Origin of the sequence: Curtobacterium sp. UNCCL17 (assembly GCF_000686685.1) — a bacterium.
GTDB classification, from domain to species: Bacteria; Actinomycetota; Actinomycetes; order Actinomycetales; family Microbacteriaceae; genus Curtobacterium; species Curtobacterium flaccumfaciens.
In genome coordinates this window covers 160,183-180,694 of sequence record NZ_KK366001.1, presented here as the reverse complement: position 1 = coordinate 180,694, position 20,512 = coordinate 160,183, and the positions used below count along the sequence as shown (strand labels likewise).

The 20,512-nt window shown below is 71.0% G+C and carries 16 protein-coding genes; 8 read left to right on the top strand and 8 right to left on the bottom strand.

The features are described from left to right. Positions 1–61 precede the first annotated feature (61 nt). Entirely contained in the window at positions 62–904 is an 843-nt protein-coding gene (locus BR70_RS0110695) for a helix-turn-helix transcriptional regulator (protein ID WP_027466061.1), read from the bottom strand. A gap of 101 nt (positions 905–1,005) precedes the next feature. Between BR70_RS0110695 and BR70_RS0110690 the strand changes: the two genes are divergently transcribed. Beyond that, complete coding sequence (locus tag BR70_RS0110690) at positions 1,006–1,746, top strand: SDR family oxidoreductase (RefSeq protein ID WP_027466060.1); 741 nt, start codon at positions 1,006–1,008, stop codon at positions 1,744–1,746. Positions 1,747–1,885: 139 nt separating this feature from the next. On the opposite strand, the gene BR70_RS22345 is transcribed toward BR70_RS0110690, so the two are convergent. The 6 genes from BR70_RS22345 to rsmI all read right to left on the bottom strand — a co-directional run bounded on the left by BR70_RS22345 (position 1,886) and on the right by rsmI (position 7,671). Further along, positions 1,886–2,425 carry a hypothetical protein gene (locus BR70_RS22345; RefSeq protein ID WP_155896859.1) on the bottom strand — a complete coding sequence of 180 codons (540 nt, stop codon included), beginning with the start codon at positions 2,423–2,425 and terminating at the stop codon, positions 1,886–1,888. Positions 2,426–2,462: 37 nt separating this feature from the next. Then, a complete protein-coding gene (locus tag BR70_RS0110680; protein ID WP_155896858.1) occupies positions 2,463–2,996 on the bottom strand; it encodes a type II toxin-antitoxin system VapC family toxin in 534 nt (177 codons plus the stop codon). Positions 2,997–3,363: 367 nt separating this feature from the next. Then, the gene (rsmA, locus tag BR70_RS0110670) at positions 3,364–4,215 is read right to left on the bottom strand and encodes a 16S rRNA (adenine(1518)-N(6)/adenine(1519)-N(6))-dimethyltransferase RsmA (RefSeq protein WP_027466057.1); all 852 of its coding nucleotides are present in this window, start codon (positions 4,213–4,215) and stop codon (positions 3,364–3,366) included. Between the two features lie 2 nt (positions 4,216–4,217). Then, positions 4,218–5,150 carry a TatD family hydrolase gene (locus BR70_RS0110665; RefSeq protein ID WP_027466056.1) on the bottom strand — a complete coding sequence of 311 codons (933 nt, stop codon included), beginning with the start codon at positions 5,148–5,150 and terminating at the stop codon, positions 4,218–4,220. After that, positions 5,147–6,715 carry a methionine--tRNA ligase gene (gene metG, locus BR70_RS0110660; protein WP_027466055.1) on the bottom strand — a complete coding sequence of 523 codons (1,569 nt, stop codon included), beginning with the start codon at positions 6,713–6,715 and terminating at the stop codon, positions 5,147–5,149. Before metG ends, BR70_RS0110665 begins: the two co-directional genes overlap by 4 nt. A gap of 134 nt (positions 6,716–6,849) precedes the next feature. Continuing rightward, the gene (gene rsmI / locus BR70_RS0110655; protein ID WP_027466054.1) at positions 6,850–7,671 is read right to left on the bottom strand and encodes a 16S rRNA (cytidine(1402)-2'-O)-methyltransferase; all 822 of its coding nucleotides are present in this window, start codon (positions 7,669–7,671) and stop codon (positions 6,850–6,852) included. A gap of 65 nt (positions 7,672–7,736) precedes the next feature. On the opposite strand from rsmI, the gene BR70_RS0110650 reads away from it, so the two are divergent. Beyond that, on the top strand, positions 7,737–9,368 hold the full coding sequence (locus BR70_RS0110650) for a dolichyl-phosphate-mannose--protein mannosyltransferase (RefSeq protein WP_027466053.1): 1,632 nt from the start codon (positions 7,737–7,739) through the stop codon (positions 9,366–9,368). A gap of 100 nt (positions 9,369–9,468) precedes the next feature. On the opposite strand, the gene BR70_RS20510 is transcribed toward BR70_RS0110650, so the two are convergent. Beyond that, a complete protein-coding gene (locus BR70_RS20510; RefSeq protein ID WP_035808760.1) occupies positions 9,469–10,131 on the bottom strand; it encodes a TetR/AcrR family transcriptional regulator in 663 nt (220 codons plus the stop codon). Between the two features lie 171 nt (positions 10,132–10,302). Here BR70_RS20510 and BR70_RS0110640 point away from each other — a divergent pair, with 171 nt between their 5' ends. The 6 genes from BR70_RS0110640 (at position 10,303) to hrpA (ending at position 20,503) form a co-directional block, all read left to right on the top strand. Continuing rightward, positions 10,303–11,844: an MFS transporter gene (locus BR70_RS0110640; RefSeq protein ID WP_027466052.1), complete on the top strand. Its 1,542-nt coding sequence runs from the start codon at positions 10,303–10,305 to the stop codon at positions 11,842–11,844. 320 nt (positions 11,845–12,164) lie between these two features. After that, positions 12,165–13,025: a sulfurtransferase gene (locus tag BR70_RS0110635; RefSeq protein ID WP_035808754.1), complete on the top strand. Its 861-nt coding sequence runs from the start codon at positions 12,165–12,167 to the stop codon at positions 13,023–13,025. A gap of 60 nt (positions 13,026–13,085) precedes the next feature. Continuing rightward, positions 13,086–14,153, top strand: a complete 1,068-nt coding sequence (locus BR70_RS0110630) for an NAD-dependent epimerase/dehydratase family protein (protein ID WP_027466050.1) — start codon at positions 13,086–13,088, stop codon at positions 14,151–14,153. A 4-nt stretch (positions 14,154–14,157) separates the two neighbouring features. Continuing rightward, on the top strand, positions 14,158–14,688 hold the full coding sequence (locus BR70_RS0110625; protein WP_027466049.1) for a P-loop NTPase family protein: 531 nt from the start codon (positions 14,158–14,160) through the stop codon (positions 14,686–14,688). Between the two features lie 91 nt (positions 14,689–14,779). After that, positions 14,780–16,612, top strand: coding sequence for a thioredoxin domain-containing protein (locus BR70_RS0110620; protein ID WP_027466048.1), 1,833 nt, complete (start codon positions 14,780–14,782; stop codon positions 16,610–16,612). A gap of 39 nt (positions 16,613–16,651) precedes the next feature. Further along, entirely contained in the window at positions 16,652–20,503 is a 3,852-nt protein-coding gene (gene hrpA / locus BR70_RS0110615) for an ATP-dependent RNA helicase HrpA (protein WP_027466047.1), read from the top strand. Positions 20,504–20,512 lie beyond the last annotated feature (9 nt).

Here is a 20,512-nt window from a genome sequence, read left to right as displayed (position 1 = left end):
GAGTACGGAACCTCGCACCGTTCGGTGCCGGCGGTGGTCGACCTCGCACCGTGCGAGGTCGTCAGCCGGCGAAGGTCTGCTGTCCGACGACGCCGAGGAGCTCGAGCTTCTGCGCGTCTTCCGATCCTGGGGGCGCCGTGAACAGCAGCAGCGCCTGCGCCTGGTCGTCGGTGTGCAGCACCTGGCAGTCGACGGTGATGCGGCCGAGCTCCGGCTGCACGATCGTCTTGTTGTCCGACCAGCGCGTGGCCACCTCGTGCTTGGCCCAGAGGTCGCGGAACTCGGCGCTGCGCGTCTGCAGCTCGGCGATGAGTTCGGTCGCCCGGCGGTCGCCCGGGCCCGCGAGCCCGACGGCCGCCCGGAGCGACGCGACCACCACCCGCCCCAGCCGCTCGTGCTGCTCGGGCGCGTACTTCGCGAGCTCCTCACCCGTCACGAACCACCGCCACGCCTGGTACCGCCGGTTGCCGGGCAGGTCGACCGAGCTGCTGAGGAGCGCGGCCGCGAGCCGGTTCTCGACCAGGGTCTCGCCCAGGTGGCTGACGACGATCGCCGGGGTGTCCTCGAGCCGGTCGAGCACCCGCAGGATCGCCGGGTCGACGTGGTCGGCGCGGTGCATCCGGGTCGGGGCGTTCTGCCCGGCCAGGTGGAACAGGTGGTCGCGCTCGTCGAGGCTGCAGCGCAGTGCCCGGGCGATCGCCGCGATCATCTGCTCGGACGGCTGCGGTCCGCGTTGCTGCTCGAGTCGCGTGTAGTAGTCGACGGACATGCCGGCGAGGGCAGCGACCTCTTCGCGGCGGAGCCCCGGGGTCCGGCGTCTTGGCCCCTGCCCGAGACCGACGTCGTCGGGGCGCAGCAACTCACGGCGACGGCGGAGGAAGTCGGCGAGCGCGGCACGGTCCATGGGTCGATCATCGTCCGCTTCCGGCCCGGGTGCCAGGGATCGCCGATCCCCCGATGACCGCGCTCTGGTTGCGACCCTGTCCACGGAGCATCGTGGTGGTCATGGACATCACGAACTCCACCGTCTTCATCCCCGGCGCGACCTCGGGCATCGGTCTCGCGCTCGCTCAGCGCCTGCAGGCCGCCGGCAGCACCGTCGTCATCGGCGGCCGTCGCCAGGCCCTCCTCGACTCCCTCGCCGCCGAGCACGGCTTCGGCACCGTGCAGATCGACGTCGCCGACGCGTCGTCGATCGAGGCAGCTGCCACCTCGGTGCTCGAGGCCTACCCGTCGCTCGATGCCCTCATCACCATGTCGGGGATCATGCGCGACGAGGACCTCCGCGACCCCGGGCACATCCACGACGCCGTCGAGCTCGTCCAGACGAACCTGGTCGGCACGATCCGGCTCATCGACGCGTTCCTGCCGCACCTGCTCGCCCAGCCCTCGGCCACCCTGATGACCGTCACGTCCGGTCTCGCGTTCGTCCCGCTCACCGCGTCGCCGACGTACAGCGCGACGAAGGCCGGTGTGCACGCCTACACGCAGGCCCTCCGTCAGCAGCTCGTCGGGTCCTCGCTCGAGGTGCTCGAGCTCGCCCCGCCGGCCGTCATGACCGACCTGATGGGCGGCGCCGACTTCGGTGGGATGCCGCTCGACGCGTTCGCCGACGAGGTCATGGCGCTCATCGAGTCCGGCGCTGCCCCGGAGATCCTGGTGCAGAACGTGCACCCACTGCGCTTCGCCGAGCGGAACGGCAACCACCAGCAGATCCTCGAGATGATGGCGTCCCGCGAGCACTGAGTCGGGCGACGGCCCACGTTCGCACGGTGCGGGGTTCCGTGTTCGGTGCGAGGCAGTTCGGCTCGCACGGAACACGGAACCTCGCACCAGGCGTGGTGCGCCTCGCACGGTGCGAGGGGCACGTTGCCCTGTCGCGGCGTCAGAGGGTGGCGAGGAGCTGCTGCAGTTCGGCCTTCGCGTCGGGCATCCGCTCGGGGCCGGTGAGCCGTTCCCGCTGCACCGAGATGCGGACGGTGTCCGGCTTCGGACCGTCCTCGGTGTTGAGCAGCACGGATTCGCGGTCGTCGAAGGTCCAGCGGGCCGAGGGGCGCCTGCCGCCGCGGCGCTCGGACTTCGGCGTGGATCCGAGTGCCGCCGTGAACACCGGGACGATCCGATCGAGCACGGCCTCTCGTTCACCCGGGACCTGCCGTGAGGCCGACACCGCGAAGGTGCCGTCCGCACGCTGACCGGGGATGCGGAGCCCGCGGGCCTGTTCGTACCCGATGGTGATGCCCTGTGCCCACCACGGCTCGACGCCCTGACCGATCAACCAGGACGCGATCGCCGCGTGCCCGATGGTGGCTCCGTCCGCTCGGTCGATCAGGGCATGCCAGTCGTCGGGCTTCTTGCCCGTCGCTGCAAGGACGCGGTCCGGCGCCATCCCCTGTGCATGCGAGCGAACCGTTCCGTCGGTCATGCCGTCATCGTAGGCTGCAGGACCCCGCCAGCACCGCTCACTGTCGGGAGCTGGCCCGCAGGCGACGCGCCAGCTGCGCACCCTTCGCGTCGATGATCAGCGGGAGACGCTCCTTGTCCACGACGCCGAACGCAGGATCGACCGTCACGAAACCGTCCACCTTCGACGAGATGGCGGTGGCGACGTGCACGGCACCCGAGGCTGTCAGGCCGAACTCCTCGATCAGCCCTGGGACTCCATCGCTGACGTCATCGATCCCGACCCAGTGCAGTTGCGTCGACCGCAGCAGGTCTCGCCATGCGGCCACATGGCGACGTGCAGCCTGCAGTCCCTTGTGGCGGGCAGATTCGAAGAGCTCGAACTCGGTGAACGCGCTGTACAGGATCCGCGTGTCGGCCAGGTCGAGGTGATCCCAGAACGCTGACGCCCCGACGTGCTGCGGCTCCGCACGGTGCAGCACGCATTCGATGAAACTCGTCTCGACGAGCACGACATCCGGCCTGCTGGTGCATCCGTCGAACTCCAGTACCCGATGCTCGTCGAACTCACCGGATCTGAGTCGCTCGAACACGATCAGCGTGCCTGGCGGATGCGCGCGATGGGTTCGGCTCGGCAGTCCGGATCGATCGACTCGATCGCACGCCGTCGGCGCTCGCGGCGTTCTTCGAACGTGCCTTCAGGTCGCGGCGTCCGAGCGAACAGCGCTTGCCGCTCGGCGTCGGTGAAGATCCTCGGCCCCGGCGGCCGACCAGGATCCGCGCTGAGCAGGGCACGCCGACGACCCGCTGTGAGCTGTTCCTCGGTCGGGCCGCGGCGGATCGGTCGGCGTGGTTCGGTCGGCTGCATGGTGTCCCCTCGGTCGATGCGATCAACCGTAGGAGCATCGAACGGACTTCACGAAACATTCCGTATTTCGCTGGAGCCAGGCGCGAGGAGGACTACTCCGCAGCCGCCAGGACCGTCCGCCCGAGCCGCACGAAGTCGTCCACACCGATCGCCTCGCCCCGGGCGGTCGGGTCGATACCCGCCGCGGTCAGGACCTCGGACGCGTGCGCACTGCCGACGAGCACCCCGGACAGGCTCTGCCGCAGCATCTTGCGTCGCTGCTGGAACGCCGCATCAACGAGCGTGAACACCCGCGATCGCAGGAGCTCGTCCCCCGGGGGCTCGTGCCGGTCGAACGCCACCAGGACGCTGTCGACGTTCGGCACCGGCCAGAAGACCTGACGGCTGACCAACCCGGCGGTGCTCCACGAGCCGTACCAGGCGGCCTTGACGCTCGGCGACCCGTAGACCTTGCTGCCGGGGCCCGCGGCGAGCCGGTACCCGACCTCGGCCTGCACCATCACGAGCGACCGCTCGATCGACGGGAAGGTCGCGAGCAGGTGCAGCAGCACGGGCACGGAGATGTTGTAGGGCAGGTTCGCGACGAGGTGCGTCGGCTCGACGTCGAGGTCCGTGGCGGCGACGGTCATGGCGTCCTGCTGCACGACCGTCAGTCTGGCGTCCGGCTGCATCGACGACACCGTCGACGGGAGCTTGGCGGCCAGGCGCTTGTCGATCTCGACCGCGGTGACGGGCGCGCCGGTCTCGGTGAGCCCGAGCGTCAACGACCCGAGCCCCGGGCCGATCTCGAGCACCTGAGCCGATGGGGTCACGCCGGCAACCGACACGATCCGCCGCACGGTGTTGGCGTCGTGCACGAAGTTCTGGCCGAGCTTCTTCGTCGGGGTGACGTCGAGTTCGGCCGCGAGCTCCCGGATCTCCGCCGGGCCGAGCAGTGCGCCCACGACTACTCGTCCACCGTCACGGGCTCGGCGTCCCACGCGCCGTAGACGAGCTCGGTGTTCGAGGCGATCTGGGCCGCGAGCATCGAGGCGTCCGTGCCGAGCGTCTCCGCCATCGACCGCAGGGTGAGCGGGATGAGGTACGGCGCGTTCGGCCGGCCACGGAACGGGGTGGGCGTCAGGAACGGCGCGTCCGTCTCGATCATGATCAGGTGCCGCGGGGCCACGACCAGCGCTTCACGCAGCAGTGCGGCGTTCTTGAACGTCACGGTGCCGGCGAACGACATGTACCAGCCGCGCTCGGCGCAGAGCCGGGCGAGGTCCGGGCCGCCGGAGAAGCAGTGCAAGACGGTCCGCTCCGGGGCACCCACGCGGTCGAGGACCTCGACCACGGCGTCGTGCGCGTCACGGTCGTGGATCGTCAGCGCGAGGTCGTGCTCCTTCGCGATGCGGATGTGCTCCTCGAACGAACGGACCTGGGCGTCGCGGCCGTCCTCGCCGGTGCGGAAGAAGTCGAGACCGGTCTCACCGATCGCCCGGACCCGCGGCAGCGCGGCGAGCCGTTCGATGCCGGCGAGGTGCTCGTCGAGCAGCCCCTGTTCCTGCAGCACGGGCGCTTCGTTCGGGTGCAGCGCGACGGCCGCCAGGACCCGGGGCTCCCGAGCGGCGATCGACGCGGACCACTCCGAGGTGGCGAGGTCCGTGCCGACCTGCACGACACCGCGCACGCCGACGCTCGAGGCACGGTCGAGGTGCTCGCGGTACTCGAGCGGGCCGTCACCCCCGTCGCCGACACCGTCGGCGATCTCCATGTGGGTGTGGTTGTCGTACACCGGCACGACGAGCGCCTGCGGCAGCGGCGGGTACGTCAGGTCGCGCTTCGAGCCACCGGCCCCTCCGTCCCCGCGGGACCGGACGTGCGACTCGGCGTCGGTCACGCGGAGACCTGCTCGATCCGGGGGAACAGCCCGCTCTCGAGCGGCACCACGTGCGACGCACCCTGCCACTCGAACGCGCGGTCGACCCGCTGCTCGGCGACGGACCCGCCGGCACCGATCGAGGCCCAGAGCTTCTCGGTCGCCTTCGGCATGACCGGGGACAGCAGGACGGTGACGGTGCCGAGGCCGCGGAGCGCGGTGGTCAGGACCGTGCCGAGGCGCTCGCGGTTGGCGTCGTCCTTCGCCAGGGCCCACGGCGCCTGCTCGGTGATGTACCCGTTCAGGGCGTCGACGAGCTCCCACACGATGGCGATCGCCTCGTGCGGGGCGAAGGCCGCGATGGCGGCGTCGGCTCGCTCGGTGGCCGAGACGGCCAGGGCGTCGATCGCCTGGTCGGACTCGGTCAGAGCGCCGCGCTCCGGGACCTCGCCGTCGCAGTACTTCTGCAGCATGGCGACCAGGCGTGACGCCAGGTTGCCGTAGCCGTTCGCGAGCTCGGCCTGGTAGCGCGCCGAGATGTCTTCCCAGCTGAAGTTGCCGTCCTGCCCGAAAGTGATGGCACGCAGGAAGTAGTAGCGGAAGGCATCGGACCCGAACGTGTCGGTGATCTCCGACGGAGCGATGCCGGTCAGCTTCGACTTGGACATCTTCTCGCCGCCGACGAGCAGCCAGCCGTGGCCGAAGACGCGCTCCGGCACCGGCAGCCCGGCGGCCATGAGCATCGCCGGCCAGATGACGGCGTGGAACCGGGCGATGTCCTTGCCGACGATGTGCACGCTCGGCCAGAGGCGCCGGAACGCCTCGTCGTCGTCGGTGCCGTAGCCGAGCGCCGTGACGTAGTTGAGCAGGGCGTCGAACCACACGTACAGCACGTGGTCGCTGTCCCACGGGATCTTGATGCCCCAGTCGAAGCTGGAACGCGAGATCGACAGGTCGCGGAGCCCCTGCTTGACGAACGAGATGATCTCGTTGCGGACGCTCTCGGGCTGGATGAACAGCGGGTTCGACTCGTACAGGTCGAGCAGGCGCTGCTCGAAGTCGGACATCCGGAAGAAGTAGTTGCGCTCGGCCAGCACCTCGACCGGGATCGAGTGGATCGCGCAGACCTGCTGGCCCTCGTACGCACCGGTGCCGGCGACCAGGTCGCTCGGCTGCTTGTACTCCTCGCAGCCCACGCAGTAGAAGCCCTCGAACTCGCCGGCGTAGATGAAGCCGTCGTCGTAGAGCTTCTGCAGGAACGCCGTCACGCCGCGCTCGTGGCGTTCGTCGGTGGTGCGGATGAAGTCGTCGTTCGCGACGTCGACCGTGTCGAGCAGTGGCTTCCAGGCGTCGTTGACCAGCCGGTCGGCCCATTCCTTGGGCGAGACGTCGTTCGCCGAGGCGGTGCGCAGGATCTTCTGCCCGTGCTCGTCGGTGCCGGTGAGCAGCCAGGTGTCGTCGCCGCGCTGCCGGTGCCAGCGCGCGAGGAAGTCCGCGGCGACCTCGGTGTAGGCGTGCCCGATGTGGGGCACGTCGTTCACGTAGAAGATCGGCGTGGTGATGCTGAACGAGGACCCGGCGGACATGCGGACCATCCTACGGGCGCACGGAACCCCGATGACGCGTGCGGCGGTGGACTGTGGAGAACCGGGTCCGGGAGGCCCGTGACGGGCCCGCCCCGCGCCTCCAGACCGGCGGACGCGAACGTGACGGGCCCCGTTCAGCGCGCCGCGAGCGCCCCTTCGTACAGGTCGCGCTTCGACAGCCCGGTCGCGTCCGCGACCGCCGCGGCGGCCTCCTTCATGCGCATGCCGGCGGCCACCCGCTCGAGCACCAGGCGCACCCCGTCGTCGAGCGTGGCTTCTTCCGTGGCCTCTGCCGCGCCGGCGACGACGATGCAGATCTCGCCCCGCACACCCTCGGACGCCCACGTGACGAGTTCGTCCAGCGGCCCGCGACGGACCTCTTCGTACAGCTTCGTGAGCTCGCGGCAGACCGCGGCGCGGCGGTCGCCCCCGAACCCGACGGCCATGTCCGCCAGGGTCTCGGCCAGCCGGTGCGGCGACTCGAAGAACACCATCGTCCGCTGCTCCCCCGCCAGCGCCTGGAACGCCCGGCGGCGCTCCCCGGCCTTGCGGGTCGGGAACCCCTCGAACGTGAAGCGATCGGTGGGCAGCCCGGACACGGCGAGCGCCATGAGCACGGCCGACGGCCCGGGCAGGGCGGTGACGGTGACCCCGGCGGCCGCGGCGGCCTCGACGAGCGGGAAACCCGGGTCGCTGATCGCGGGCATGCCGGCGTCGGTGAGGACGACGACGTCCTCGTCGCGGGCGAGCTCGACGACCTCGGACGCCTTCGCCCGTTCGTTGTGCTCGTGCAGGGCGATGAGCCGCGGACGGTTCTCGATGCCCAGGGCGCGCATCAGGTGGATGGCGGTCCTGGTGTCCTCGGCCGCGACGACCGTGGCGTTGGAGAGGGTCTCGACGAGACGGCGCGAGGCGTCCCCGAGGTTGCCGATGGGCGTTGCTGCGAGGACGATCACGCACCCATTGTCCCCGCACCCCCGTCGCAGCGGGGACATACGGTCGATCCGTAGGATGCTCAGCGATGACCAGCGAGCTGACCGACGACCGCACGGCCGTGCCCGACGGGCCGGTCGGCTCGCGCCTGGACGACTGGTGGGGGCGGGTGCTCTCCACGTCGCAGCGGGTCGCCGTGTGGCGGTGGACGGGTCCGCTCGCGGTGACGCTCCTCGCCGCCGTGCTGCGGCTGGTGAACCTCGGCACCCCCCACTCGCTCGTGTTCGACGAGACGTACTACGTCAAGGACGGCTGGTCGATCGTGCACCTCGGGTACGAGGGCACCTGGCCCGCGAACCCGAGCGGTGACACCGCCCCGACGACCGACGACCGGTTCGTGCGCGGTGAGACGGACATCTTCACGAGCGCCGCGGAGTTCATCGCGCACCCGCCGCTCGGCAAGTACCTCATCGGCCTCGGGATGCTGCTGTTCGGGGCGGACAACTCGTTCGGCTGGCGTTTCACGGTGGCCGTGCTCGGCATCGCGACGGTGTTCCTGACCGCGGTGATCGCCCGGTCGCTGTTCCGTTCGACGATGATCGGCACGCTCGCCGGCTTCCTGCTCGCGATCGACGGGCAGGCGATCGTGATGTCGCGGGTGACGCTCCTCGACGGGATCCTGACCTTCTTCGTCATCCTCGGGTTCGGGGCGCTGCTGCTCGACCGTCGGCAGGGTCAACGGCGGCTCGACGAGTGGGTCGCCGCCCGTACCGCCGCCGATCGGACCACCCTGTGGGGGCCGGTGTTCTGGTGGCGACCGTGGTTGTTCGCGATGGGCCTGGCCCTGGGGCTGGCAGCGGCGACGAAGTGGTCGGGGGTGTACTTCCTGGCGTTCTTCGCCGTGTACTCCGTGCTCAGCGACATGATGATGCGCCGCCGTGCCGGGGTCGAGTTCTGGTCGTCGAGCGCGCTGCTGCAGCAGGCACCGGTGTCGTTCCTGCTGACCGTGCCGATCGCCGCGGTGACCTATGTGGCGTCGTGGACCGGCTGGTTCGTGTCGAAGGACGGATGGGACCGCAACTGGCTGTCCTCGGGCGGCGAACGCTGGACCGGGCTGCTCGCCTGGGTGCCGGACAGCCTGCAGAACTGGTGGCACTACCAGTCGGAGATCTACGCCTTCAACATCGGGCTGCACACCCCGCACTCGTACCAGGCGAACCCGCTGCTCTGGCTCGTGATGCAGCGCCCCACGTCGATGTTCTACGTCGGCACGGACGCCGGACAGGACGGCTGTTGGGCGAACCGCTGCGGCGAGGCGATCACCGGCATCGCGAACCCGTTCATCTGGTACGCCTCGGTCATCGCCACGGTGGCGCTGCTCGTGCTCTGGATCCTGCGTCGGAAGTGCGAGTACGGCTTCGTCCTGCTCGGCGTCGCGGCGGGGTACCTGCCCTGGCTGATGTACGTCGACCGGACGGTGTTCCAGTTCTACACGATCGCGTTCGAGCCCTACATGGTGATGGCGCTGGCCGCCGCGATCGGGTTGGTGCTCGGCAGGCGGAGCGACGAACGGTCACGCCGGTCGCGGGCGATCCTGTGGGTCGGCGTGTACCTGGGCGTCGTCGTGCTGGCCTCGGTCTACTGGTACCCGATGTGGACGGCGATGCAGGTGCCGTGGGACTTCGTCCGGTCGCACTACTGGGTCCCCAGCTGGCTGTAGCCGGTCTGGCCGCGCACGTCGCGCTGGGCGCTCTGGTGGCGACCACGTCCGGACTGGAGGCCCGTGGCGGCGCCGCCACGGGCCTCCGATCCGGCGGTGGTCAGGACTGCGCGTGCAGCGCGCGCTCGATCGACTCGCGGTCCAGCGGGTCGCCGAGCATCGGCGCGGTGTCGTCCGTGCCCGGCAGGACGCCCTGGATCAGGAGTTCCGCGTAGCGGCGCCAGGCGTCCGGGTCGTGTTCGCGGGTGGCGTCGGCGACCGCACCGACCATCGCGGTGAGCATCGGCAGGTCCCGGTAGTCGAAGCCGGGGCGGACGACACCGGCGGTCTCGGCACGGCCGATGATCGCGGCGACCTGGCGTTCGAGCCGGTCGCGCTCCTGCACGATGGACGGACGGGCCTTGCCGGCGCGGACGATGGCGTCGGCGAGGGCTCGGTCGCGTGCACGGAACGCGAAGACGCCCATCAGGTACACCCGGAGCGCCTCACGCGGGTCGGACACGTCGGCGGCGCGCGCTGCGGCGTCGTTCATGGCCTCGAACTTGGTGGCGAGCAGCGCCTCGATCAGGGAGTCCTTGTCGGCGAACCGTCGGTAGACGGTGCCGACCCCGACGCCGGCCTCGTGCGCGATGTCGTTCAACGTGACGGAGAGCCCGCGCTCCGCGAAGCACTTGCGCGCCGTCTGCAGGATCAGCTCGCGGTTGCGCGCAGCGTCGGCGCGCAGCGGTCGCTCGAGGTCGGACACGGAGTCGGTGGTGCTCACGATCCGACCGTAGTTGCACTTTCTGGGAACAAGTGGATGCCCTCCTTCCGTTTCGGTCTACACTGACCACAAACGGATGCCTCGCATCCGGTTTCGTCACCACCACATCTCGGGAGTGCCCGACGGCGCGCACCTCCACCCCACCCTCCAACCTTCTCGAAGGAGGCTGCCGTGACGGCAGAACACACCGTGCCGACCCCCACCGGGACCGCACCCACGACTCCGGGCACCACCCCCGCCAAGAGCAACCACCGCTGGATCGCCCTGGCGGTCATCGCCCTCGCACAGCTGATGGTCGTGCTCGACGCGACCATCGTGAACATCGCCCTGCCCTCGGCTCAGGCCGACCTGGACTTCGGCACCGACCAGCGACAGTGGATCGTCACCGCGTACTCGCTGGCGTTCGGCTCGCTGCTGCTGCTCGGCGGTCGTCTCGGCGACCTGTTCGGCCGCAAGAACACCTTCATCATCGGGCTGGTCGGCTTCGCCGTCGCCTCGGTGCTCGGCGGCCTGGCCGACTCGTTCGGCCTGCTCGTCGCGGCCCGTGCGCTGCAGGGCGTCTTCGGCGCACTGCTCGCCCCGTCCGCACTCGGCATGCTGACCACCACGTTCCGCGACCCCAAGGAACGCGGTCGCGCGTTCGGCATCTTCGGGTCCATCGCCGGCTCGGGTGCGGCCATCGGCCTGCTGCTCGGCGGCGTGCTGACCGAGTACGCCTCGTGGCGCTGGTGCCTCTACGTCAACGTCGTCTTCGCCGTGCTCGGCGTGATCGGCGCCCTCGTCTTCATGGAGAAGCCGCCGAAGGTCGAGCGTCCGCGCATCGACGTCCTCGGGGTCATCACCATCACGCTCGGGCTCGTCGGCGTCGTCTACGGCTTCTCGAACGCCGAGACGAACGGCTGGGACTCCCCCGTCACGATCGCCATGCTCGCCGGCGGTGTCGTGCTGATCGCCGCGTTCGTGTTCATCGAGACCCGCGTCGCCCACCCGCTGCTGCCCCTGCGCGTCGTGCTCGACCGTGACCGCGGCGGCTCGTTCATCGCGATCGGTCTGGTCGCGATCGGCATGTTCGGTATCTTCCTGTTCCTGACCTACTACCTGGAGCAGACCCTCGGCTTCAGCTCGCTGCAGACCGGTCTCGCGTTCCTGCCGATGCCGCTGTCGATCATGATCTCGGCGACGCAGATCGGTGGCCGCCTGCTGCCGCGCGTCGGGCCGAAGGTGCTCATCTTCGCCGGCGGCCTGGTCGCAGCGACCGGGCTCCTCCTGCTGCTCCGCACCGACCTGGACAGCTCCTACGCGGGCACCGTCCTGCCGGCGCTGATCGTGATCGGCCTCGGCATGGGCACGATCTTCTCGTCCGCGATGAACACCGCGACGACCGGGGTCGCCCGGGCCGATGCCGGTGTGGCCTCGGCGACGGTGAACACCATGCAGCAGATCGGTGGCTCGATCGGCACGGCGCTGCTGTCGACGATCTTCGCCGACGTGGTGTCGAACAGCCTGTCCGGGCTGACCGCCGCCCCGACCAAGCTGCAGCAGGCCCAGGCCACGCTCGACGGCTACCACGTGGCGTTCGGCATCTCGGCCGGCGTGCTCGTGCTCGTCGCCCTGGCCGGCGGACTGCTCATCAACCGGCAGTCGGTGCGGGTCGAGCGGCTTGCACGTGCCGGGTCCGCCACGACCGGGAGCATCCCCGCCGCGGCGCACTGACGCTGGCGGTTCGCTCCGCACCTTCGGCCCGTTCCGGTTCTGCCGGGGCGGGCCGTCGTGCGTGCCGGGGGGGCGTCGGCGGGGCGGGGGTGCCGACGCCGAACGACATCGTCGACGTCGTACGACGACGACGACATCGTCGCTCCGTGCACGCGCCGACAGTTGCACACGCGCGGATGCGACGGAGTCGATGTCGTACGACGACGACACCGTCGTTCCGCGTCAGCAGCGCCACCCCGCCCGCACCCCGCCCCATCCCCGGTTGCGCCGTGTGTCCACGACTCTGGCCCACGTCAGGGGTGCGGTTTATGGTGTGCGGCATGGCCCCCGTCCTGACCTCACCACTCGTGTCGACGCAGTGGCTCGCAGACCACCTCGGTGCTGACGAGCTCGTCGTGCTCGACGCCTCGGTGCACACGGTCGGGGCCGGGTTCGACACCACCTGGCTCCCCGGGAGGGACGCCCACGAGCAGCGCGGCCACGTGCCCGGTGCCCGCTTCGCCGACCTGATCGACGACTTCTCCGCCGCCGACGCCGACGTCCCGTTCACCCGCCCCGGCGCCGAGCGCTTCGAGGTCGCCGCGGCGCAGCTCGGCGTGACGAACACCTCGACCGTCGTGGTCTACGACGACAGCGTCGGTGAGTGGTCGGCACGCCTGTGGTGGATCTTCCGATCGTTCGGCTTCGACTCGGTCGCGGTGCTCGACGGTGGCTTCACGAAGTGGCGCGACGAGGGCCGCCCGGTCCGCGTGGGCGCACTCCGCACCCCCGCGGCACCGTCCGACCCCGATGCCGGCGCGTTCCTGGCCGGCGAGGAACGTGCGCTCTGGGCCGACCACGACCGTGTCACCCGAGCGGTCTCCGGCGAAGAGCCGGCGTCCCTGGTGTTCGCAGCGCCCTGGGCCGCCCTCGGCGACGACCACCCGCCGATCGTGCCGGGCAGCACCCCGATCACGGCGGACACCCTGGTGGACCCCGAGACGAACGCGTACCTGCGCGGTGCCGAACTCGAGCGGGCCTTCGCCGCGGTGATCGGTGCCGACGAGATCGTCACGTACTGCGGGGTGGGCAGCGCCGCGTGCGTCGACGCCCTCGCCCTGACGGTGCTCGGGCACGACCGGGTGAAGGTCTACGACGGTTCGCTCGCCGACTGGTGGCGGCACGAGCAGCTCGCCTCCTGACGGAACCGATCGCGGAACGACGACAGCGGACCGACGGCCCCGCCGCACTACCGTTGCACCATGAGCACCAGACGCGCGGTCATCCTCGGTGGCACCGGCGGGATCGGCTCGGCCGTCGCACGTGCGCTCCTCGACGCCTCCGGCCGCGGCGGCGACGACTGGCAGGTGGACGTCCTCGCACGCCGAGGCGGCCCCGCAGCGGGCGCGCTGACCGCTTCCGGCGCCACGTTCACGTCCGGCGACCGCCGCGACCGTTCCGTCCTGCGCGACCTGCTCCGCCCCGGAGCCGACCTGCTCGTCGACACCGTCGGTGCGACGCGCGACGACGCCCAGCACCTCCTGCCGTTCCTCGACGACGTCGGCTCGACGGTCTTCGTCTCGTCGAAGGCCGTCTACGCCGACGAGCAGGGTCGGCACGCGAACTCGCTCGACAAGCCGGTGTTCGGCGGCGCGGTCACCGAGATCCAGCCCACGGTCGCCGCCGGGGACGGCGACCCGACGAGTCGTGACGGGTACGGCGCCGCGAAGGTGGCGGCCGAACAGGTCCTGCTCGACCACGGCGCCCCGGTCACCGTGCTCCGCCCGTCGAAGGTGTACGGCGTCGGCATCGGCCGCCCGCGGGAGTGGTTCGTCGTCCGCCGTGTGCTCGACGGCCGGGAGCGCATCCTGCTCGCCGACCACGGCCGCGGCATCGACCACACGACGGCGGCGAGCGGCATCGGTTCGCTCGTCCGCCTCGTGGCGGACGCACCGGACCGCCGGATCCTCAACGTCGCGGACGCCGCTGCCCCGACCGTGCTCGAGATCGTCCGCACGATCGCCGGACACCTGGACCACCGGTTCGACGAGGTCCTGCTCGACGAGGACGCGCCCGCCTTCGTGGGCGGCACGCCCTGGTCGTCGCCGTCGCCGTTCGTCCTCGACACCACGGCAGCACGAGCCCTGGGTTGGGAACCTCCGGAGTTCCGGACCGCCGTCGCCCCGGAGCTGGCATGGCTCGTCGAGACCGCCCACGCCACCCCTGCCGACGGCGACGTCCCGTGGGCCGACGACCCGTTCTGGGAGCACATGTTCGACTACGGCCCCGAGGACGCCGCACTCGCGCTCCTCTCCCTCAACCTGGGCTGACACGGTGCTCCGATCCGAGGTCCTGTTCATCGGCGGACGTTCCGGCGTGGGCAAGTCCACGGCGGCCGAGGCACTGCACGACCTGCTCGTCGCGGCGGACGTCCGGCACGCGGTGATCGAGGGCGACGTGCTCGACCTCGCCCACCCGGCCCCGCACGTCGAACACCCCGAGGCGCACCTGGCCGAACGGAACCTGGCCACGATCTGGGCCGGCTACCGGGCGATCGGTCACCACCGGCTCGTCTACACGAACACCGTGTCCGTGCTCGAGCACGAGCGCCTCGCTGCGGCGATGGGCGATGATCCGCTGGTGCGCGTCGTCCTGCTCCGCGCATCCGACGGCGCGACCGCCGACCGGCTCGCACGACGAGCGGGTGGTGCGGTCCCGCAGGCGCAGCTCGCGCACAGCACGCGGACGGCCGGGAGGCTCGACTCGGCCACGGCGGACACCGTCACCCGGGTGGACACCGATGGCCAGAGCCCTGCCCAGGTGGCCGCACGGCTCGCGTCGATCACGGGGTGGCTCGACCGCTGATCTCCCCGCTCGGCCTGTGCAGAGCGGGCGTCCCGTCCACAGATGTCCCCGGGCGGTGGTCCGCCCAGTCGCGGGCGGGCACGCTGGAGCCATGAACGACAACCGCCTCGGCACCTCGGTCAGCCCGTACCTGCGTCTGCACGCCGACAACCCCGTCGACTGGCGCGAGTGGGGTCCCGAGGCGTTCGCCGAAGCGCGCGAGCGCGGGGTCCCGGTGCTGGTGTCCGTCGGGTACGCCACGTGCCACTGGTGCCACGTCATGGCGCGCGAGAGCTTCGCCGACCCGGAGATCGGCGAGCTGCTCCGGCGGGACTTCGTGTCGGTGAAGGTCGACCGCGAAGAACGGCCGGACGTCGACGCGAGCCTGATGGCCTCGGCGAGTGCGTTCACACAACAGCTCGGCTGGCCGCTGACGACGTTCCTGACGCCCGACGGCCATGTCTTCTTCGCGGGGACGTACTTCCCACCAACTCCGGTCGGGCAGGTCCCGGCGTTCCGGCAGATCCTGGCCGCGGTGCTCGACGCCTGGACCGAGCGTCGGCACGAGGTCGACGCGAACGCCTCGGCCATCGCGACGGCGATCCGGCAGGGCGCCGTGGCGGACGCGACCGCCCGCTCGGGCGAGGGCGGTGCCGGAGCCGACCCGGGCCTCCCGTCCGTCGACGCCATCCGGGCCGTCACGGACCAGCTGTCCCAGGCAGAGGACACCACCTACGGCGGTTTCGGCGGCGCGCCGAAGTTCCCGAGCACACCGCTGCTCGAGTTCCTCGCCGACGCGGCGGCCGACGGCGACGCCGAGGCCGACGGGCTGCTCGACCGGTCGTTGCACGCGATCCGCGCGTCCGAGCTGACCGACGCCGACGGCGGCGTCTTCCGGTACGCCACCAAACGCGACTGGAGCGTGCCGCACTACGAACGGATGCTCTACGACAACGCGGGGCTGCTCGCAGTCGCGGGGGCCGATCAGGCCCGCGGCATCGCCGACTTCCTCCGGGACACCCTGCGCCGTGCCGACGGGGCGTTCGTCGCCGCGCAGGACAGCGAGTCGACCATCGACGGCCGGCGGGTCGAGGGCGAGTGGTACCGCCGACCGGTCGCCGAGCGCGCCCAGCTCGACCCGCCACCGCTGGACGACCAGGTCCTCACGGGCTGGAACGGCCTGGCGATCCGGGGGCTCGCGATCGCCGGCGCACGGCACGGAGACCCGGAACTCGTCGCGCTCGCGCGGGGAGCGGCGGACGCGGTCCTCGCCGCCCACGTGCAGGACGGCCACGTGACGGTGCGGTCGAGCACACCGCGCGGGGCGTCCTCTGCTCCGGCCACCGTCGAGGACGTCGGACTGCTCGCCGAAGGGTTGCTCGAACTGGCCCTGGTGACGGGCGAGGTCTCCTACGCGGCCGTCGCACGCTCGCTGGTCGACGACGGCCTGGCCGAGCGCTTCGACGTCGACCCGGTGCTCGCCGCCGCGGGGACGGCCACGGGCGAACAGCCGCAGACCGCGATGCGGTCCGGCACCGTGGCGCTGGCGTCGGCCGCCGCGACGCTCGGGGCGCTGACGGGCGACGGGGCGCTGCGGGTCGCCGCGGCACGACTCGTCGCCGACCGCGCCCGCACCGGGACGGAGCGACCCCTCGGTCACGCGGACGCCCTCGGTGTCGCCCTCGCCCTGCAACGGCCGTCGCGAGAGATCGTCGTCGTCACGAGCGGCACCGACGACCCGATGCGGGCCGTGGCACACCGTGCTCGGCGCCCCGGGACGGTCGTCGCCACCACCACGCCGGAGCAGGCACGCGACTGGGCCGAGGCCGGGTTCTCGTTGTTCGAGGGTCGCGACGTGCTCGACCCTGCCGCGTACGTCTGCCACGACCGGGTGTGCGAACTGCCGTCCCGGTCGGCGGACGCCCTGGCCCAGCAGATCGCCTGACGAACCAGCCGCTCGGCGCGCCTGTATCCTGGAATGCTCATGTATTCTCCGCTGCCCGTCATCACGTACCCGCCCGAACTGCCGGTCTCGCAGCGGCGGGACGACATCGCGGCCGCCATCCGTGACAACCAGGTGGTCATCGTCGCCGGGGCCACCGGTTCGGGCAAGACCACGCAGCTGCCGAAGATCTGCCTCGAGCTCGGTCGTGAGCACATCGGGCACACCCAGCCCCGCCGGATCGCGGCGCGGACCATCGCCGAGCGCGTGGCGGAAGAACTGGGCGGCGGGGAGCTCGGCGGGCTCGTCGGCTACCAGGTCCGGTTCACCGACAAGGTCAGCTCCGAGACCCGCGTGAAGCTGATGACCGACGGCATCCTGCTGAACGAGATCCACTTCGACCGCGACCTGAAGCGGTACGACACGATCATCATCGACGAGGCGCACGAGCGGTCCCTGACGATCGACTTCCTGCTGGGCTACCTGAAGCGACTGCTCCCCCGTCGCCCCGACCTGAAGCTCATCATCACGAGTGCGACGATCGACCCGGAGTCGTTCTCGAAGCACTTCGACGACGCCCCCATCATCGAGGTGTCCGGCCGCACCTACCCGGTCGAGATCCGGTACCGCCCCCTCGTCGCCGAAGACCAGGACGACGACGCCGACGACGAGTCGGACTCCCGCACCGGTGACAGCGGCAACGCAGCCGACGACCGCGACACCCTGCAGGGCATCACCGACGCCCTCGACGAGCTGGCGCAGGAGGACCCGGGCGACGTGCTCGTCTTCCTGTCCGGCGAGAACGAGATCCGCGACGCGCAGGACGCGATCGAGGGCAAGCGCTACCCGGGCACCGAGGTCCTGCCGCTGTACGGCCGCCTGTCCGCCGCCGACCAGCACCGGGTCTTCGAGCGCCGGCACACCCCGGGCATCCGCCGTCGTGTCGTCCTCGCCACGAACGTCGCCGAGACCTCACTGACCGTGCCCGGCATCAAGTACGTGATCGACACCGGGACGGCACGCATCTCCCGGTACTCCCCGCGGGCCAAGGTGCAGCGCCTGCCGATTGAGGCGATCTCGCAGGCCAGCGCCAGCCAGCGTTCCGGTCGAGCGGGCCGCACGAGTGCCGGCATCGCGATCCGGCTCTACTCCGAGGACGACTTCGGCCGACGCCCCGAGTACACCGACCCCGAGATCCTCCGCACGAACCTCGCCGCGGTGATCCTGCAGATGATCTCGCTCGGCTTCGGGGACATCGAGTCGTTCCCGTTCCTGCAGCCGCCGGACAGCCGGGGCGTGAAGGACGGCCTCGACCTGCTCCGCGAGCTCCGTGCCGTCGACAAGGACGGCCGCATCACGAAGTCCGGGCGACAGCTGACCCGGCTGCCGATCGATCCCCGGCTCGGTCGGATGGTGCTCGAGGCCGGACGGCAGGGCGTCGGACGCGAGGTCATCGCGATCGTCAGCGCCCTGAGCATCCAGGACCCCCGCGAGCGCCCGCTCGAGAAGCGCGCGCACGCCGACCAGCTGCACGCCCGCTTCGCCGACCCGACGAGCGACTTCCTGACCCTGCTGAACCTCTGGAACCACATCGAGGACCAGCAGGAGGAACTCTCGTCGAGCGCGTTCCGCCGGCTGTGCAAGGCCGAGTTCCTGAACTACCCGCGCATCCGCGAGTGGCAGGACCTGTACCGGCAGCTCTCCCGTGCCGCGAAGCAGGTCGACGTCCGAGTCGGGCAGTCCCGCTCCGACGACGGCGACGCCGTGCACCGTGCGCTGCTCGCCGGACTCCTCAGCCAGATCGGGTTGCGGGACCGCGAGAAGCGCGATTACCTCGGCTCCCGGAACACCCGGTTCGTGGTGTTCCCGGGCAGCGTGCTCGCGAAGAAGCAGCCCGACGCCGTGATGGCCGCCGAGCTCGTCGAGACCAGCCGGCTGTTCGCCCGGACCGTCGGCCGGATCGACCCCGCCTGGGTGGAGCCGCTCGCCGGTGACCTGCTCAAGCGCACCTACGGCGAGCCGCACTGGGAGAAGAAGCAGGGCGCGGTCGTCGCCTACGAGCGAGTGACCCTGTTCGGGGTCCCGATCGTGCAGCGCCGACGCGTGCAGTACTCGCGGATCGACCCGGAACACTCCCGTGAACTCTTCATCCGGCACGCCCTGGTCGAGGGCGAGTGGGAATCGCAGCAGGCCTTCGACCGCGCCAACCGGAAGCTCCGCAAGGAACTCGAGCAGCTCGAGGAACGCACCCGCCGCCGGGACATCCTGCTCGACGACGAGAACGTCTACGAGTTCTACGACGCCCGGATCCCGGCCGACGTCGCCACGACCCGCGACTTCGAGGGGTGGTGGCGGACCACTCGCCGCGAGCAGCCGGACCTGCTCACGATGCGCCGGTCCGACCTGCTGGACGAATCAGCGGCCGAGGCCGCCGAGGACGACGTCGAGTACCCCACCCAGTGGCGGAGCGGCGACCAGCGTCTCGCCATCCAGTACCGCTTCGAGCCCGGCGCACAGGACGACGGGGTCAGCGTGCAGGTCCCCCTCGCGCTCCTGCCGCGGATGCGTGAAGAGGGCTTCGATTGGCAGGTGCGCGGCCTCCGCAAGGAACTCGTCACCGCGCTCATCAAGTCGCTGCCGAAGCAGATCCGCAAGAACGTCGTGCCCGCTGCCGACTGGGCCGAGAAGATCGTCGCCGAGCTGCCCGACGACGCCCCGACCGAGCCGACGGAGTCGTTCCGCGCCACCCTCGCCAAGGCGATCCAGCGCATGACCTACGTGCCGGTCTCCGAGTCCGACTTCGACCTGTCCCGTGTCCCCGCGCACCTGCTGCCGACGTGGGCCGTGGTCGACGAGCGTGGTCGCCGGGTCGAGACCGGCAAGGACCTGTCGGCCCTGCAGACCAAGCTCAAGGACCGGACCCAGCAGAGCGTCGCCTCCGCCACGGCGAAGGGCGCGGGACGGACCGGAGGCGCGGCTCGCGTCGCCTCCGCCGGCGCCGGTCGCCCGCTGGAACAGTCCGGACTCACCGCCTGGCCCGACCAGGACCTGCCGCAGACCCTCGACACCAAGCAGGCCGGCGGCGTCATCCGCGCGTACCCGTCCCTGGTCGAGGAAGGCACCGGTCCGAAGGCGACCGTCGGCGTGCAGCTGCTCGCCACCCCGTCCGACCGCGTCGTCCGGATGCCCGCCGGGGTCCGCCGTCTGGTGATGCACGCGGTGCCGTCGCCCGTGTCGTACATCCAGTCGCACCTGACCGCGCAGGAGAAGCTCGCGCTCGCCGCCAGCCCCTACCCGTCGACCGCCGCGCTGTTCGACGACGTGCTGGCCGCCGTGGTCGACGCCGGCATCCGTCGGGCCCACCCGGACGGCCTCGTCTTCACGAAGGCCGAGTTCGAGTCGGTCCGCGATGCCGTGTCGGCCTCCGTCGTCGACACGATGTTCACCGCGGTGTCCGAGGTCGCGGCCGTCCTGGCCGCACAGCGCTCCGCCGAACGAGCACTGAAGCAGGCGAACTCGATGTCGCTGCTCGCCGCCCTCAGCGACATGCGGCAGCAGATGGAGCGCCTGGTGTTCCCGGGGTTCGTCGCCGTCGCGGGGCTCGGCCGACTGCGCCGCATCCGCGTGTACCTGCAGGGCATCGAGGCGCGCGTGCAGAAGCTGCTGCAGAACCCCGGACGCGACGCGACCTGGATGCGCGAGGTGACCGTGGCGACCGACCGCTACACCGATGCCGGCGGCACCTTCCCGCCCGCGGTCGGGGCGCACCCGGAACTCGTGCACGCTCGGTGGATGCTCGAAGAGTTCCGGCTCAGCCTGTTCGCGCAGGAACTCGGGACCGCCGAGACCGTCTCGTTGCAGCGGATCACGAAGGCGCTGACCGCCGCACGCTGATGGGTCTAC